We start from the raw sequence: 15,534 nt of genomic DNA on the forward strand, positions 1-15,534 counted from the left end.
CACTCCGCCCGGCCGTCCGTCCGTCCGCCCCGGTGTCCGTTTCCTTCAAGACCCCGGCGCCGCCCCCTGCCTACCGTGGACCTCATGACTCCACGATTCGATGCCATCGGCCTGGTCGTCTCCGACATGGCCGCCTCCGTCGCCTTCTACCGCCGCCTGGGATTCGCGTTCCCGGAGGGAGTGGAGGACCAGCCGCACGCGGAGGCCGGACTGCCGGGCGGCTTGCGGCTGCTGCTCGACACGGAGGACTGCGTGCGGTCCTTCCACGCCGGGTGGCGGCCCCCCGCGGGCGGCGGCCGCGCCTCGCTGGCACTGCTGTGCGACGGACCGGACGAGGTCGACGCGGTGTACGAGGAGATGGTGGGCGCCGGGTACCACGGCGAACTCAAGCCGTGGGACGCCTTCTGGGGCCAGCGGTACGCCGTCGTGAACGACCCGGACGGCAACGGCGTCGACCTGTTCGCCCCGCTGCCGTCAGCCGCCGAGTAGCTCGCCCGGGGTGGCGCCCGTCAAGTCCCTGACCTCCCGGGCCAGATGCGGCTGGTCCGCGTAACCGGCCAGCACGGCGGTCTCCGCGAGCGGCAGGCCGCCCCGCGCGAGGGTCAGTGCCCGCTGGAGGCGCAGCACACGGGCGAGTGTCTTCGGACCGTATCCGAAGGCGGTCAGCGCGCGGCGGTGCAACTGGCGTGCGCCGATGCCGAGTTCGTCGGCGGTCACGGCGACCGGGCGGCCCGCCTGGAGCGCCGCGACGATCCGCCGCAGCGACGGGTCCGGCGGATCGGCGTCGGCCGCCAGCGCCAGAGCGGCCTCCTCCAGCCCGTTCGCGGGATCGGCGGCCGCCTCCACCCGCGCGGTCAGCCGGCGCACCCGAGCGTCCGGCCAGAGGTCGGCGAGCGCGACGCGCCGGTCACGGACCTCGTGCGCGGGCAGCCCCAGGAAAGCGGGCGCGGTGCCGGGGAAGAAGCGGACGCCCGCCCAGACGCCACCGCCGTCGCCGTCGGTGCGGTGCGCGCGCGTGTCCGGGCCCGCGATCAGCAGGCGCCCGTCGTTCCAGAGCAGGTCCATGCAGCCGTCGGGCAGCACCCTCCCCGCGCCGGACGCGGCGGACGGGGTGCTCGTCCACACCACCGCGCCGTCCAGCCGCGACACCCGCTCCACGTACACGCCGGCCAGGCTACGCCGCCGGGCCCCGGTCCGGCCTCTGCCCGGCTCGCCCCACGGCACGCCGGCTCCCACGCCCCGCCCCCGCGCCCGGGGGCTGACCCCGTAGACCCGCCCCGCCTCGGCGGCCGGCGACACGACCGTCCACGGGTGTGCGGGAGCGTCCTGGAGCAGGCAGGGCACACGACCGACTACGGGGTGCGCGGCGCGCGGTACGAGGTCGGCGCGGACGCCTCGGGGCGCGAGCGGTGGTGGTGACCGGGGCGCCCGGTCCCACGGCAGCCAGGTGGCGCCCGCCGCGCGGGAAGCAGGGCTGGAGGTCGGGCGGCCTCGCGCGCCGGCGGTTTCGACCGGGCGGACCGGTCGACGTGGGCGCCCCCCCTGCGGGGCGCGGACGCGGCGTACCTCGTCCACCCCGGCGACGTCGGCTCGCCGGAGGCCACTCTCCCGGTAGGGCTGCCTGCAGGTCCTGCGTGGCGTGGCCGCGGGCGCCGCCGGGCGGGCTTCACCGCTCCCGCGGCGGCTCCACCCCGTTGTCCCGGGCCCCGTTGTGCGCGGAGTTCCGGGACGCGTTGCTCTGCGCCGCGTTGCTCTGTGACGAGTTCTGCGAGCTCTTCACCTGTGCGCGCAGCCGTGCCGTCACGTCCTCCGGAGGAAGGAAGCGGGACCAGCGCTCGGGGAACTCGGACGGCATGTCGGGGTCGTCCGGGTCGGGGTCGGCCCCACGGGCCGCGGCGGCGCGGGCGACGTACTCGGCGACCTGCGCCTCACGCAGCCGCTCGTTGGCGGCGCGGGCGGCGGCCGTCGCGGCGGCCGGCCAGACCCGGTCGATCGCCGCGTTCATGGCGGCGCCGACGAGCACGGCGAACGCGGACACACCGATCCACAGCAGCACGGCGACGGCGGCTGCCAGGGAGCCGTAGATCGTCGCGCCCTCGATGGTGTTCGCCAGGTAGATCCGCAGCAGGAAACTGCCGAGCACCCACATCCCGAGCGCGACCAGGGCGCCCGGCACGTCCTCGACCCACGGGGAGCGGACCGGGACGGAGACGTGGTAGAGCGTGGTCAGGAAGATGATCGACAGGACCATGACCACGGGCCAGTAGAGGACCTGGACGACCGTCGTCGACCAGGGCACGATCCGCACCACCGCGTCCGGTCCCGCCACCATCAGCGGCAGCGCCACCGAGCCGATCAGCAGGGCCGCGATGAACAGCAGGAACGCCACCAGCCGCGTCTTGACGATCCCCCGGACTCCGTCGAGGCCGTACATCACGGTGATGGTGTCGATGAACACGTTCACCGCCCGGGACCCCGACCACAGCGCGAAGAGGAAACCGATGGAGATGACGTCCGGGCGCCCGCCCTGCATCACGTCGTCCAGGATCGGCCGGGCGATCTGGTTGACGCCCTTGTCGGACAGGACGGTGCGCGACGCCTCCAGGAGGTTGGTCTCCAGGCTGGAGATGGTGTCCGTGCCGGTCCAGTCGTCGACGTAGCCGAGCAGGCCGATCAGGCTGAGCAGCAGCGGCGGCACCGACAGCAGCGTGAAGAAGGCGGCCTCGGCGGCCAGACCGAGGATGCGGTACTCGATGCAGGAGTTGACGGTGTCCTTCAGCAGCAGCCAGGCGGTCCGGCGCTTCGACACGTTCCGGTAGAGGGCACGCGCGCGATGGAGGCGACCGGAGGGTTCGGGGATGTCACTAGCTGGCTGCACGACCCAAAGGTATCCGCCGCACCGGTCGCGGTTCACCCTGGTCGGACGGTTGCCCCCGGAGCCGCGTCCCCGGGATGACCACCCCCGTCCCTCGGGGTAGGTTCCGAGACATGGCACGCACCACCCACATCGTGACCAACCAGGCCCCGCCGCTCGTCGGACACGACGTCTTCCGCACCGACCGGGCCCTCGTCGAGTCCGTCGAACGGCACGTCGCCCCGGACCTGCTCCACGAGGCCCTGGACGAGCTCTCGGCCCTCGGCCGCACCTCGGGATCGGCGCAGGTGCAGGAGTGGGGGGCGCTCGCCAACGAGAACCCGCCCGCACTGCGCACCCACGACCGCTACGGGCACCGCGTCGACGAGGTCGAGTTCCATCCGTCCTGGCACCGGCTGCTCGGCAAGGGCGTCGGCGCGGGCCTGACGGCGGCCTGGGCACGGCCGGCCGGGCATGTGCGACGGGCGGCCGGATTCCTGATGTGGACGCAGGTCGAGGCCGGCAACGGCTGCCCGCTGTCCATGACCCACGCCGCCGTGCCCGCCCTGCGCACCGACCCCGCCCTCGCCGCCGAGTGGGAGCCGCGGCTGACGTCCATGATCTACGACCGTGATCCGCGGCCGGCCGGGCAGAAGGCCGGAGTGCTGTTCGGGATGGGCATGACGGAGAAGCAGGGCGGCAGCGACGTCCGCGCCAACACCACCGTCGCCCGGCCGCTCGCGGAGGACGGGACGTACGAGCTGACCGGGCACAAGTGGTTCTGCTCGGCCCCGATGTCCGACGGCTTCCTGGTGCTGGCCCAGGCACCGGGCGGGCTGACCTGTTTCCTGGTGCCGCGGGTGCTCGCCGACGGCGGCAGGAACGTGTTCCTGATCCAGCGGCTGAAGGAGAAGCTGGGCAACCGGTCCAACGCCTCCGGCGAGGTCGAGTTCGACGGGACCTGGGCGCGCCGGGTCGGTGACGAGGGACGCGGGGTGCGGACCATCATCGGGATGGTTGCCGCGACCCGGCTCGACTGCGTGCTCGGCTCGGCGGGGCTGATGCGTCAGGCCGTCGCGCAGGCGATCCACCACAGCGCGCACCGGGAGGCGTTCGGCGGCAGGCTGATCGACAAGCCGTTGATGCGCAACGTCCTGGCCGATCTCGCGCTGGAGTCGGAGGCGGCGACCACTCTCGGGCTGCGCCTCGCCGCCGCCTACGACGACGGGAGCGAGCAGGAGCGGGCCTTCCTGCGGCTGGCGGTGCCGGCCGCGAAGTACTGGGTGACCAAGCGCTGCGCGCCGGTGGCGGTGGAGGCCGCGGAGTGCCTGGGCGGCAACGGGTACGTCGAGGAGTCGGGGCTGCCGCGACTGGTGCGCGAGTCGCCGCTGAACTCGATCTGGGAGGGCGCGGGCAACGTCCAGGCGCTGGACGTGCTGCGCGCGTTGCGGCGCGAACCGGAGGCCCTCGACGCCTTTCTCCAGGAGATCGGGCGGGCGCGCGGCGCCGACCACCGGCTGGACGGGGCGATCAAGAACCTGCTGACCGAACTGGCCGATCTGGAGGGCGTCGAGGCCCGCGCCCGGCGGGTGGTCGAGCGGCTCGCGCTGGTGCTTCAGGGCGCGCTGCTCGTCCGGTACGCGCCACCGGAGGTCGCGGACGCGTTCTGCGGCTCGCGGCTGGGCGGCGACTGGGGAAACTCCTTCGGGACCCTGCCGCACACGCCGGCTCTGGCGTCGGTGGTGGAGCGGGCGCGGCCGGTCTCCTGACGCCGGCCGCGAAAGCCGGGCGCCGACAGGGGTGGTGCTGCGCCGACACGGCACCACCCCTGCCCCGGCCGGCCTGTTGAGGCAGGCGCGCCGCGCGGGCGACGTCGCTCAAGTCTCAAACAGCGGGGGTCGGTTCACCAGGGTTGCAGGGGGTTGCAACTTTCCGGTGACTGTGACCGGAGTAGGTCCCTCCGTCACGGGTCGGGCGGCAGTATGGGGCACACGAGCAGGACGCGACCGGAAAACGACGCCACCACGCCTTGACAGCCGGTCGCACATCCGTGTGAACCCGGGGGAGGACCTCAGTGCCGCGGTCGCCTATGAACGTGCCGCAGCCGACCGCCGTCGACGCGCGACGGGCCGCGCGGATGCTCAGCGCCCTGCGTGACACCGCCCTCTCCGGCCGGAGCCCGCACCTCGCCCCCCGTCCGGTCATCGAGGAGTCCTGGAAGCGGATGCTGCGGACCGGTGTGGACCCGGACCGCGACTTCAGAACCGGTCTGCTGCCGCCGGAGGAGGTCCTGCGCCGGCGTGAGGAGTCGCCGCTGCGGCATGTGCTGCCGGTGCTGAGGGAAGGTCTGGTCTCCGTCGCAGATACCGCCCAGCACATCATGGTGATCGCCGACGCGGAGGGCCGGGTGCTGTGGCGCGAGGGCAGTGCCGCCGTGCTGCGCAAGGCGGACGCGCTGGGGTTCCTGCTGGGCGCCGACTGGGGGGAGAACACCGTCGGCACCAACGGCGTCGGGACACCGGCCGTGGTACGGCGGCCCGTTCAGGTCCGCGGCGCCGAGCACTTCGTCCGCACGCACGCCTCATGGACCTGCGCGGGCGCACCGCTGACCGATCCGCGCGACGGCCGGCTGATCGGGGTCCTGGACGTCAGCGGTCCGCTGGAGACGATGCATCCGGCCACTCTCGCCTGGGTCGACTCGGTCGCCAAGCTGGCCGAGGCCCGGCTCCGGGAGGTGCATCTGACCGCGCTGGAGGGGCTGCGCGCGGTGGCCGCCCCGGTGCTGGCCCGGCTGACGGGCCGTGCGCTGGTGGTCGACCGGGAGGGCTGGACGGCGGCGGTGACGGGGATGCCGTACACGAGCCGGATCGCGCTGCCCGAGGCGCTGTCGCCGGGCCGCCCCGCGCTGCCGCTGCTGGGCCCGTGCCGGGTGGAACCACTCGCCGGGGGCTGGCTGGTGCGGCCCGCCGACGAGCCGCTTCCCTCCGGTGCCACCCGGATCGTGCTGGACCTCGGGCAGCCGCGCCGCTGGACGGTGACGGTGTCGGGCAGCGCCGGCTCCTGGGCCCGTGAACTGAGCCCCCGGCACGCCGAGTTGCTGTTCCTGCTGGCCGAGCAGCGGGCGGGCCGCTCCGCGGCGCAGCTCGCCTCGGACGTGTTCGGCGATCCGCGCCGCACGGTGACCGTCCGCGCCGAACTGTCGCGGGTGCGGCGGTATCTCGGAGGAATTCTGGAGCACCGGCCGTATCGTTTCTGCGATGCGGCCGAGGTCGAGGTGCTCCTCCCGCGCGAGCCGTCCGATCTGCTGCCGCACTCGAACGCGCCTGCGGTGCTCACCGTGCGGGCCACCCCCGTGACGCTCTGACCCGGGCTGAGGTTACACACCGTGACACCAGGGTATGCCGTCGCCGTACATCCGATGGCGAGTTCCGCAGATCCGAGGGCTTCTTCCGCATATTTACGGGGTCTTCCTCCCCGCTCCGCCGTACCTGACGTAGCATCCCCTACCGGGCCACCCCACCTGCTCCCAGGTCAACGCACAGATCAACAGGCGCAGTTGGCCCACCTCGGGAGGACAGATGAAGCAACGCGGCAGACACCGCCGACGCAAGCGGGGCCAGGCGCTGCGCGCGTTCCTGACCGGGACAGCCCTCGCGCTGACCGGCGCCGCCACCCTGATCAGCACCTCCCAGGCCACGTCCGGCAACGACCCGGGCGCCCTGAAGCCGATAACCTCCGCCGACTCGCTGGCCGATCTGCGTCTGAGCGAGCAGCCGCTCGCGCACCCCGTGCCCGACGGCCCGGCCCGGCCCGTCGGCGTCGCCGCCGTCCTCGCGGACGCCGACCGCGGCCTGCGCGGCGCGGCGGACTGCGCCGGTGCCGACCGCTCCGCGCTGCCGACGGCGCCCGCGGCCACCCGGGCGCTCTGCTGGGTCGAGGCCGGCACGGAGAACTGGCACCCCGGCGCCCTGACCACCTCGGGGGACGCCGACGACGACGGCCGGTGGGGGGCGAACCGCGTGATCCTCTCCGGCTGGAGCGACCAGCGCGGGCACTCCCGGGTCGCCTTCGTCGACGCCAACGACCCGGAGCGGCTCACCTACACCTGGGTCGCGCTCACGGTCCCCGCGCGCGGCGAACCGGCCGGCCGGCCGCTCGTCTCGGCGCTCTCCGGCATGGTCTGGTACCAGGACAAGCTGCTCGTCACCGCCGACGAGGGACGCGGCCTGTACGTCTACGACCTGGACGGCATCCGCAGCACGCCCGCCACCGCCGCGACCGCGTCACCGGCGCGGGGTGAGCGCTACACCCTGCCGGCCGTCCGCTCGTACCGCCTGAGCGGTGCCCGGATCGGCGCGCTCTCCCTCGACCGCAGCACCACACCCGTCAGCCTGGTCGCGAGCGAGTCCGTCCCGGCCGGCGGCGACCGTCCCACCCGGCTGTGGCGTTACGGGCTGGACGACGACCCGTCCGGCGCCGGCCTGCTCGGCACACGGCCGCAGGAGGCCTACGAGACGAAGGCTGCCGACGTCAGGGGTGTGCTCGCCCACCGGTCCCGGTGGTACCTGGCCCGCGCCGCGGGTGAGCACGGCTCGCTGTGGCGACAGGACACCGAGGGCGCGCGGGTCGCACGGTGCGGGACGGACGAGACGTATCTGTGCTGGAGCGGCCCCGCGCAGTCCCTCTCCTACTGGGAGGAGAACGGCGAGGTCTGGTCGCAGTCGGGACGGATGCTGTTCTCGCTGCCGCTGGACTCGATCGACAGGGCGCTCGGCTAGTTCCAGTACCGCGTCGGTCGAGGTCTGCCCGTGCGGTGCGGCGTCGCGAGAGGGCGTGACGGGCGTCGCGAGAGGGCGGACCTCGGCCGGCGCGGCACCGGCCCCGATCGACAGGGCGGCCGGCCGGATGATTCCCTGACCGGCATGACGAACATCCCCGTGACCACCTGGTCCCTGGAGCAGACCGCCCCCACCGACCTGCTCCCGGCCGCCGCACCGGAGGGCGACGTGCGGATCGCCCGCGCGGCGGCGCCCTCCCCCGAGTTCAGCCGTTTCCTCTACGCCTCCGTGGGCGGGGACATCCGCTGGACCGACCGGCTGGGCTGGCCGTACGCACGGTGGCAGGAACACCTGGGGCGGTCCGGGGTGGAGACCTGGGTGGCCTACGACCGGGGCACGCCCGCCGGGTACGTGGAGCTGGAGCCGCAGGACGACGGCGTCGTGGAGATCGTGTACTTCGGCCTGATCCCCGCCTTCCGTGGCCGCCGCGTCGGCGGGCACCTGCTGGCGTACGGCGCCGCCCGCGCGTGGGATCTGGCGGAGCGCTGGCCCGGACTCACCCCGACGAAGCGGGTCTGGCTCCACACCTGCAGCAAGGACGGGGAGCACGCCATGGACAACTACCTGCGGCGCGGCTTCAAGCTGTTCGACACGAAGGTCGAGGAGGAGCCGGACGTCGCGACTCCCGGTCCCTGGCCGGGCGCATACCCTGTCTGACCTGGCACGACAAGACGGCGTTCACGCCATGTGACTGATCGCACCCTTGTCCCGTATTCCGGGACAAGGGTGTCCACATGCCGGATGAAGCTGGACTGTGCGGAGAACGCCGTGACACGCTTCCGTCATGCCTGGAACTGGAATTGCCTTGGTGAGTCGGCGGCACGTCGACCTCGGCCGCATGTCCAGCGCCATCTGTCCGGCGAGCTGAGACGTCTCCAGCACCGCCGATCCCCCCGCTTCGTCTGCTGCTGCGCACCCGTGCGCGCGTACGCCTGTATGCGCCCGTGCCCGCAGGTCAGAGCCGTTTTCCGCCTGTCCCGAAGGACGTAGAGACCATGGCCGCCAACCCGCAGAACCCTGCTGCCGCGACTTCCCGCCGCAAGGTGAGCCGTCACCGCGGTGAGGGTCAGTGGGCCGCGGGTCACTTCACCCCGCTCAACGGCAACGAACAGTTCAAGAAGGACGACGACGGTCTCAATGTGCGGACACGCATTGAGACGATCTACTCCAAGCGTGGCTTCGACTCGATCGACCCCAACGACCTGCGCGGCCGGATGCGCTGGTGGGGTCTCTACACCCAGCGCAGGCCCGGGATCGACGGCGGCAAGACCGCGATCCTGGAGCCGGAGGAGCTGGACGACGAGTACTTCATGCTGCGCGTCCGTATCGACGGCGGCCGGCTCACCACCGAGCAGCTGCGGGTGATCGGTGAGATCTCGCAGGAGTACGCGCGCGGCACCGCGGACATCACCGACCGGCAGAACGTCCAGTACCACTGGATCCGGATCGAGGACGTGCCCGAGATCTGGAACCGCCTGGAGGCGGTCGGCCTGTCCACCACGGAGGCCTGCGGTGACACGCCCCGCGTGATCCTCGGCTCTCCTGTCGCCGGTATCGCCGCCGACGAGATCATCGACGGCAGCCCGGCCGTCGACGAGATCCACCGCCGGATCATCGGCAACAAGGACTTCTCGAACCTGCCCCGCAAGTTCAAGTCGGCGATCTCCGGCTCACCGCTGCTGGACGTGGCGCACGAGATCAACGACATCGCCTTCGTCGGCGTGGTCCACCCCGAGCACGGACCCGGCTTCGACCTGTGGGTCGGCGGCGGTCTGTCCACCAATCCGAAGATCGGCGTCCGGCTCGGCGCCTGGGTGCCGCTGGACGAGGTGCCGGACGTCTACGAGGGCGTCATCTCGATCTTCCGTGACCACGGCTACCGGCGGCTGCGCACCCGGGCCCGGCTGAAGTTCCTGGTCGCCGACTGGGGCGCGGAGAAGTTCCGCCAGGTCCTGGAGGACGAGTACCTGGGGCGCAAGCTGACCGACGGCCCGGCACCCGCCCAGCCGGTCGAGCGCTGGCGCGACCACGTCGGCGTGCACCGGCAGAACGACGGCCGCTTCTACGTCGGTTTCGCACCGCGGGTCGGCCGCGTGGACGGCGCCACGCTGACGAAGATCGCCGACGTGGCGGAGGCGCACGGCTCGGGCCGGGTCCGCACCACCGTCGAGCAGAAGATGATCGTGCTCGATGTCGAGGAGTCGCAGGTCGATTCGCTCGTGGAGGGCCTGGAGGCGCTGGACCTCACGGTCACCCCGTCGCCGTTCCGGCGCGGCACGATGGCCTGCACCGGCATCGAGTTCTGCAAGCTCGCCATCGTCGAGACCAAGGTGCGCGGCGCCTTGCTGATCGACGAACTGGAGCGCCGGATCCCGGACTTCGACGAACCGATCACCATCAACATCAACGGCTGCCCCAACGCCTGCGCCCGTATCCAGGTCGCGGACATCGGCCTCAAGGGCCAGCTGGTCACGGACGCCCGGGGCGAGCAGGTCGAGGGCTTCCAGGTGCACCTGGGCGGCGCGCTCGGTCTGGAGGCCGGCTTCGGTCGCAAGGTGCGCGGTCTGAAGGTCACCTCGCAGGAGCTGCCCGACTACGTCGAGCGCGTGCTGAAGCGCTTCCAGGCGGAGCGCGAGGAGGGCGAGCGGTTCGCGACCTGGGCGGCCCGCGCCTCCGAAGAGGCCCTTTCGTGAACGCGGCCGGCGAGACGGGGGACGCCGTATGAGTGAGCGTGCCGCACCTTTCTACTGCCCCTACTGCGGCGACGAGGACCTGCGTCCGAGCGAGCAGGGACACGGCGCCTGGGAGTGCGCGGCGTGCAACCGCGCCTTCCAGCTGAAGTTCCTCGGGCTGCTGTCCCGTGGGCTCCAGCAGGACACGAAGGGACAGGACACCGCGAGGGGAGGGGATGAGATATGACGAGGACTCAAGAGACGCGTGACACTGGGGAGTTGAGGGCGCTCGCCGAGCGGGCGGGCCGCGAACTGGAGGACGCGTCCGCGACGGAGATCCTCCGGTGGGCGGCGCAGACCTTCGGCGAGCGGTTCTGCGTGACGTCCTCCATGGAGGACGCGGTGGTCGCCCACCTCGCGTCCCGCGTCATGCCCGGTGTCGACGTCGTCTTCCTGGACACCGGCTACCACTTCGAGGAGACCATCGGCACCCGGGACGCCGTCGAGGCGGTGATGGACGTCAACGTCATCACCCTCACCCCGGAGCGGACGGTCGCCGAGCAGGACGCCGAGCACGGCCCGAGACTGCACGACCGCGACCCCGACCTGTGCTGCTTCCTGCGCAAGGTCCAGCCGCTGGAGCAGGGGCTCACGCACTACGCGGCCTGGGCGACCGGTCTGCGCCGCGACGAGTCCCCGACCCGGGCCGGGACCCCCGTCGTCGCGTGGGACGAGAAGCGCCGGAAGGTCAAGATCTCGCCGATCGCCCGCTGGACCCAGGACGACGTGGACGCCTACGTCGCCGAGCACGGCGTGCTCACCAACCCGCTGCTGACGGACGGCTACGCCTCCGTGGGCTGCGCCCCGTGCACCCGCCGTGTGCTGGAGGGCGAGGACGCGCGCGCCGGCCGCTGGGCCGGGCGCTCCAAGACCGAGTGCGGGCTGCACGGATGACGACCACCCCACCGACCCCCCAGGAGACGCACGTGACGAGCGGAGCCACCCTCTGGCTCACGGGGCTGCCGAGCGCCGGCAAGACCACGATCGCGTACGAGCTGGCCGGCCGGCTGCGCGAGGAGGGCCACCTCGTGGAGGTGCTCGACGGCGACGAGATCCGCGAGTTCCTCTCGGCGGGCCTCGGCTTCGGCCGCGAGGACCGGCACACCAACGTCCAGCGCATCGGTTACGTCGCCGAACTCCTCGCCCGCAACGGCGTGAAGGCGCTCGTCCCGGTGATCGCGCCGTACACCGACAGCCGCGAGGCCGTACGCAAGCGGCACCAGACGCACGGCACCGCCTATATCGAGGTGCATGTGGCGACCCCGGTCGAGGTGTGCTCCGTGCGCGATGTGAAGGGGCTGTACGCCAAGCAGGCCGCGGGCGAGCTGACGGGACTGACCGGGGTGGACGACCCCTACGAGGAGCCCGCCTCGCCCGACCTGCGCATCGAGTCGCAGCACCAGACCGTGCAGGAGTCCGCCGCGTCGGTGTACGCCCTGCTGACCGAGAGGGGACTGGCATGACGACCGTCGCACCCGTGACCGAGGAGGCGGAGACCCCGTACGCGCTCTCGCACCTGGACGCGCTGGAGTCCGAGGCGGTGCACATCTTCCGCGAGGTGGCGGGCGAGTTCGAACGGCCGGTGATCCTCTTCTCCGGCGGCAAGGACTCCATCGTCATGCTGCGTCTGGCGCTGAAGGCCTTCGCGCCGGGCCCGGTCCCCTTCTCCCTGCTGCACGTCGACACCGGGCACAACTTCCCCGAGGTCCTCGACTACCGCGACCGCACGGTGGCCCGGTACGGCCTGCGGCTGCATGTCGCGTCCGTGCAGGACTACATCGACCGCGGTGTGCTCAAGGAGCGCCCCGACGGGACCCGCAACCCGCTCCAGACGCTGCCGCTCACGGAGAAGATCCAGGCCGAGCGCTTCGACGCGGTGTTCGGCGGCGGCCGGCGCGACGAGGAGAAGGCCCGGGCCAAGGAGCGGGTGTTCTCGCTGCGGGACGAGTTCTCCCAGTGGGACCCGCGCAGGCAGCGGCCCGAGCTGTGGAACCTGTACAACGGCCGCCACGCCCCCGGCGAGCACGTCCGGGTCTTCCCGCTCTCCAACTGGACCGAGCTGGACGTCTGGCAGTACATCGCCCGCGAGGGCATCGAGCTGCCCGAGATCTACTTCGCCCATGAGCGCGAGGTGTTCAGGCGCGCCGGCATGTGGCTGACCGCCGGCGAGTGGGGCGGCCCCAAGGAAGGCGAGAGCGTCGAGAAGCGCCAGGTCCGCTACCGCACGGTCGGCGACATGTCCTGCACGGGCGCGGTCGACTCCGGCGCCCGGACCCTGGAGCAGGTGATCACCGAGATCGCCGCGTCCCGGCTGACCGAACGGGGCGCCACCCGGGCCGACGACAAGCTCTCCGAGGCCGCGATGGAAGACCGCAAGCGCGAGGGGTACTTCTAGCCATGACGAGCACCACCGAACCCACCGAGACGCTGTCGGTCGAGCAGTTGTCGGCGACCACCCTGCTGCGGTTCGCCACCGCCGGCTCGGTCGACGACGGCAAGTCCACGCTGGTCGGCCGGCTGCTGCACGACTCCAAGTCGGTCCTCACCGACCAGCTGGAGGCGGTGGCGCGCGCCTCGGCGAGCCGCGGCCAGGACGGCCCGGACCTCGCGCTGCTGACGGACGGGCTGCGCGCCGAGCGCGAGCAGGGCATCACCATCGACGTGGCGTACCGCTACTTCGCCACCCCGCGCCGCCGGTTCATCCTCGCGGACACGCCGGGGCATGTGCAGTACACGCGGAACATGGTCACCGGTGCCTCCACCGCCGAGCTGACGGTCATCCTGGTCGACGCGCGCAACGGTGTCGTCGAGCAGACCCGCCGGCACGCCGCCATCGCCGCCCTGCTGCGCGTCCCGCACGTCGTCCTCGCCGTCAACAAGATGGACCTGGCCGGCTACGCGGAGGACGTCTTCGGCGCGATCGCCGAGGAGTTCACGGCGTACGCGACGGAGCTCGGCGTCCCCGAGGTCACCGCGATCCCGATCTCCGCGCTGAACGGCGACAACGTCGTGGAACCGTCCGCGCGCATGGACTGGTACGGCGGGCCGACCGTCCTGGAGCACCTGGAGACCGTCCCGGTCAGCCACGACCTGGCGCACTGCCACGCGCGCCTGCCGGTGCAGTTCGTGATCCGGCCGCAGACCGCGGAGCACCCGGACTACCGGGGCTACGCGGGGCAGATCGCGGCGGGCACCTTCCGCGTCGGCGAGCAGATCACCGTCCTGCCGTCCGGCCGGGCCACGAAGATCTCCGGCATCGACCTCCTCGGCGAACCGGTCGACGTCGCCTGGACCGCGCAGTCGGTGACCCTCCTGCTGGAGGACGACATCGACATCTCGCGCGGCGACCTGATCGTGCCCAGCAAGGACGCGCCGCCCACCACGCAGGACATCGAGGCGACCGTCTGCCACGTGGCCGACCAGCCGCTGACCGTCGGCCACCGGGTGCTGCTCAAGCACGGCACGCGGACGGTCAAGGCGCTCGTCAAGGACATCCCGTCCCGCCTCACCCTGGACGACCTGTCCCTGCACCCGCACCCGGGGCAGCTCGCCGCCAACGACATCGGCCGGGTGAAGGTCCGCACCGCCGAGCCGCTGCCGGTCGACTCCTACGCCGACTCGCGGCGCACCGGATCGTTCATCCTGATCGACCCCGGCGACGGCACCACGCTCACCGCGGGCATGGTCGGCGAGTCGTTCGCCTCGCCGGAGCCGGTCCGGGACGACGCCGGGGACGACGGATGGGACTTCTGACGATGCGACCGACCCACCGGACGGAGCGCGGCGGAGGGCAGGGCAAAGTGGCGCGATGTGCGGGAGGCCCGCGATGCGCGCGCTGACGTACGCGCCCCGCGGGCGCCGCCGGAAACCCGTCGACCTCCCGGCCACGACCTGAGGCGTCGTGACCGCCGGGCCATCGAGAGGAACACCTCCCGTGCCTGCCACCACCGCCCTGCGCCGCACTCTCGTGGCGATGGCCGCGCTGCCGTTGCTCGCGCTCGCCGCCTGCGGCTACGGCTCCCAGGCCAAGGACGACGACACCGTCCAGGTCGCCGCCGGGGCGAAGAGGACCGACGGTCTGGACTCCGTCCGGATCGGCTACTTCGGCAACCTCACGCACGCGACCGCCCTGGTAGGCAGGCAGCAGGGCTTCTTCCAGAAGGAACTCGGCGCCACCAGGGCCGAGTACGCCACCTTCAACGCCGGGCCCTCCGAGATCGAGGCCCTGAACTCCGGCTCGATCGACATCGGCTGGATCGGCCCGTCCCCGGCGATCAACGGCTACGTCACGTCGGGCGGCAGGAACCTGCGGATCATCTCGGGCTCGGCGTCGGGCGGGGTCAAGCTCGTGGTCGACCCCAGGAAGATCAAGTCCCTCCAGGACGTCAAGGGCAAGCGGATCGCCACCCCGCAACTCGGCAACACGCAGGACGTGGCGTTCCTGAACTGGATCTCCGAGCGGGGCTGGAAGGTCGACGCGCAGAGCGGCGAGGGCGACGTCTCCGTCGTCCGCACCGACAACAAGGTGGTCCCGGACGCCTACCGGTCGGGGTCCGTCGACGGCGCCTGGGTGCCCGAGCCGACCGCGTCGAAGCTGGTCGCCGAGGGCGGCAAGGTCCTGCTCGACGAGTCCGACCTGTGGCCGGAGAAGAAGTTCGTCATCACCAACGTCATCGTGTCGCAGAGCTTTCTGAAGGAGCATCCGAAGGCGGTCGAGGCGGTGCTGCGGGCGTCCGTCCGCACCAACGAGTGGATCGACGCCGACCCCGGCAGGGCGAAGGCGGCGGCGAACGAGCAGCTCCGGGCGGACACCGGAAAGCCGCTGCCCCCCGAGGTGCTGGACCCGGCGTGGCGGTCGATCCGCGTCACCGACGACCCCCTCGCCACCACGCTCGACGTCCAGGCACGGCACGCGGTGCAGGCCGGACTGCTGGAGCGGCCCGACCTCAAGGGCATCTACGACCTCACGCCGCTGAACAAGATCCTCGCCGCCGAGGGCGAGGCCACCGTCACCGACGCGGGTCTCGGCACCGCTCCATAAGTCCAGCCGCTCCACAAGTCCACCGCTCCGTAAGTCCGCCGCTCCACCAGTCCCTGACCAGTTCCCAGG

General features: G+C 72.2%; 15 protein-coding genes. 13 read left to right on the forward strand and 2 right to left on the reverse strand.

Going from position 1 to position 15,534, the window contains the following annotated elements; translation table 11 throughout:
• Positions 1-84: 84 nt before the first annotated feature.
• Entirely contained in the window at positions 85-489 is a 405-nt protein-coding gene (locus ACWCPM_RS11110; RefSeq protein WP_450975855.1) for a VOC family protein, read from the forward strand.
• Here ACWCPM_RS11110 and ACWCPM_RS11115 read toward each other — a convergent pair.
• Together ACWCPM_RS11115 and ACWCPM_RS11120 are read right to left on the reverse strand one after the other, a co-directional pair.
• On the reverse strand, positions 475-1,164 hold the full coding sequence (locus ACWCPM_RS11115) for a helix-turn-helix domain-containing protein (RefSeq protein WP_450975856.1): 690 nt from the start codon (positions 1,162-1,164) through the stop codon (positions 475-477). The two genes, ACWCPM_RS11110 and ACWCPM_RS11115, sit on opposite strands and share 15 nt — an antisense overlap.
• Positions 1,165-1,666: 502 nt before the next feature.
• On the reverse strand, positions 1,667-2,878 hold the full coding sequence (locus tag ACWCPM_RS11120) for a YihY/virulence factor BrkB family protein (protein WP_450975857.1): 1,212 nt from the start codon (positions 2,876-2,878) through the stop codon (positions 1,667-1,669).
• Between the two features lie 110 nt (positions 2,879-2,988).
• Between ACWCPM_RS11120 and ACWCPM_RS11125 the strand changes: the two genes are divergently transcribed.
• The 12 genes from ACWCPM_RS11125 to ACWCPM_RS11180 all read left to right on the forward strand — a co-directional run bounded on the left by ACWCPM_RS11125 (position 2,989) and on the right by ACWCPM_RS11180 (position 15,465).
• Complete coding sequence (locus ACWCPM_RS11125; RefSeq protein ID WP_450975858.1) at positions 2,989-4,623, forward strand: acyl-CoA dehydrogenase family protein; 1,635 nt, start codon at positions 2,989-2,991, stop codon at positions 4,621-4,623.
• Between the two features lie 320 nt (positions 4,624-4,943).
• The gene (locus ACWCPM_RS11130) at positions 4,944-6,218 is read left to right on the forward strand and encodes a GAF domain-containing protein (RefSeq protein ID WP_450975971.1); all 1,275 of its coding nucleotides are present in this window, start codon (positions 4,944-4,946) and stop codon (positions 6,216-6,218) included.
• Between the two features lie 214 nt (positions 6,219-6,432).
• The gene (locus tag ACWCPM_RS11135) at positions 6,433-7,632 is read left to right on the forward strand and encodes a hypothetical protein (RefSeq protein ID WP_450975859.1); all 1,200 of its coding nucleotides are present in this window, start codon (positions 6,433-6,435) and stop codon (positions 7,630-7,632) included.
• A 144-nt stretch (positions 7,633-7,776) separates the two neighbouring features.
• Positions 7,777-8,349, forward strand: coding sequence for a GNAT family N-acetyltransferase (locus tag ACWCPM_RS11140; protein WP_450975860.1), 573 nt, complete (start codon positions 7,777-7,779; stop codon positions 8,347-8,349).
• 127 nt (positions 8,350-8,476) lie between these two features.
• On the forward strand, positions 8,477-8,560 hold the full coding sequence (locus ACWCPM_RS11145; RefSeq protein WP_310739661.1) for a putative leader peptide: 84 nt from the start codon (positions 8,477-8,479) through the stop codon (positions 8,558-8,560).
• A 127-nt stretch (positions 8,561-8,687) separates the two neighbouring features.
• Positions 8,688-10,385 (forward strand): nitrite/sulfite reductase, encoded by a 1,698-nt coding sequence (locus tag ACWCPM_RS11150; protein ID WP_450975861.1) that lies wholly within the window; start codon positions 8,688-8,690, stop codon positions 10,383-10,385.
• Positions 10,386-10,413: 28 nt separating this feature from the next.
• The gene (locus ACWCPM_RS11155) at positions 10,414-10,611 is read left to right on the forward strand and encodes a hypothetical protein (protein WP_450975862.1); all 198 of its coding nucleotides are present in this window, start codon (positions 10,414-10,416) and stop codon (positions 10,609-10,611) included.
• Positions 10,608-11,318, forward strand: coding sequence for a phosphoadenylyl-sulfate reductase (locus ACWCPM_RS11160; protein WP_450975863.1), 711 nt, complete (start codon positions 10,608-10,610; stop codon positions 11,316-11,318). The genes ACWCPM_RS11155 and ACWCPM_RS11160 overlap by 4 nt, the downstream gene beginning before the upstream one ends.
• Positions 11,315-11,887 carry an adenylyl-sulfate kinase gene (gene cysC / locus ACWCPM_RS11165; protein WP_450975864.1) on the forward strand — a complete coding sequence of 191 codons (573 nt, stop codon included), beginning with the start codon at positions 11,315-11,317 and terminating at the stop codon, positions 11,885-11,887. The genes ACWCPM_RS11160 and cysC overlap by 4 nt, the downstream gene beginning before the upstream one ends.
• The gene (gene cysD, locus ACWCPM_RS11170; RefSeq protein ID WP_450975865.1) at positions 11,884-12,819 is read left to right on the forward strand and encodes a sulfate adenylyltransferase subunit CysD; all 936 of its coding nucleotides are present in this window, start codon (positions 11,884-11,886) and stop codon (positions 12,817-12,819) included. Before cysC ends, cysD begins: the two co-directional genes overlap by 4 nt.
• Before the next feature lie 2 nt (positions 12,820-12,821).
• Positions 12,822-14,177, forward strand: a complete 1,356-nt coding sequence (locus ACWCPM_RS11175) for a sulfate adenylyltransferase subunit 1 (protein ID WP_450975866.1) — start codon at positions 12,822-12,824, stop codon at positions 14,175-14,177.
• A 181-nt stretch (positions 14,178-14,358) separates the two neighbouring features.
• A complete protein-coding gene (locus ACWCPM_RS11180) occupies positions 14,359-15,465 on the forward strand; it encodes an aliphatic sulfonate ABC transporter substrate-binding protein (RefSeq protein ID WP_450975867.1) in 1,107 nt (368 codons plus the stop codon).
• Positions 15,466-15,534: the final 69 nt, after the last annotated feature.

The sequence above is a fragment of the Streptomyces sp. NPDC002309 genome (assembly GCF_053593375.1).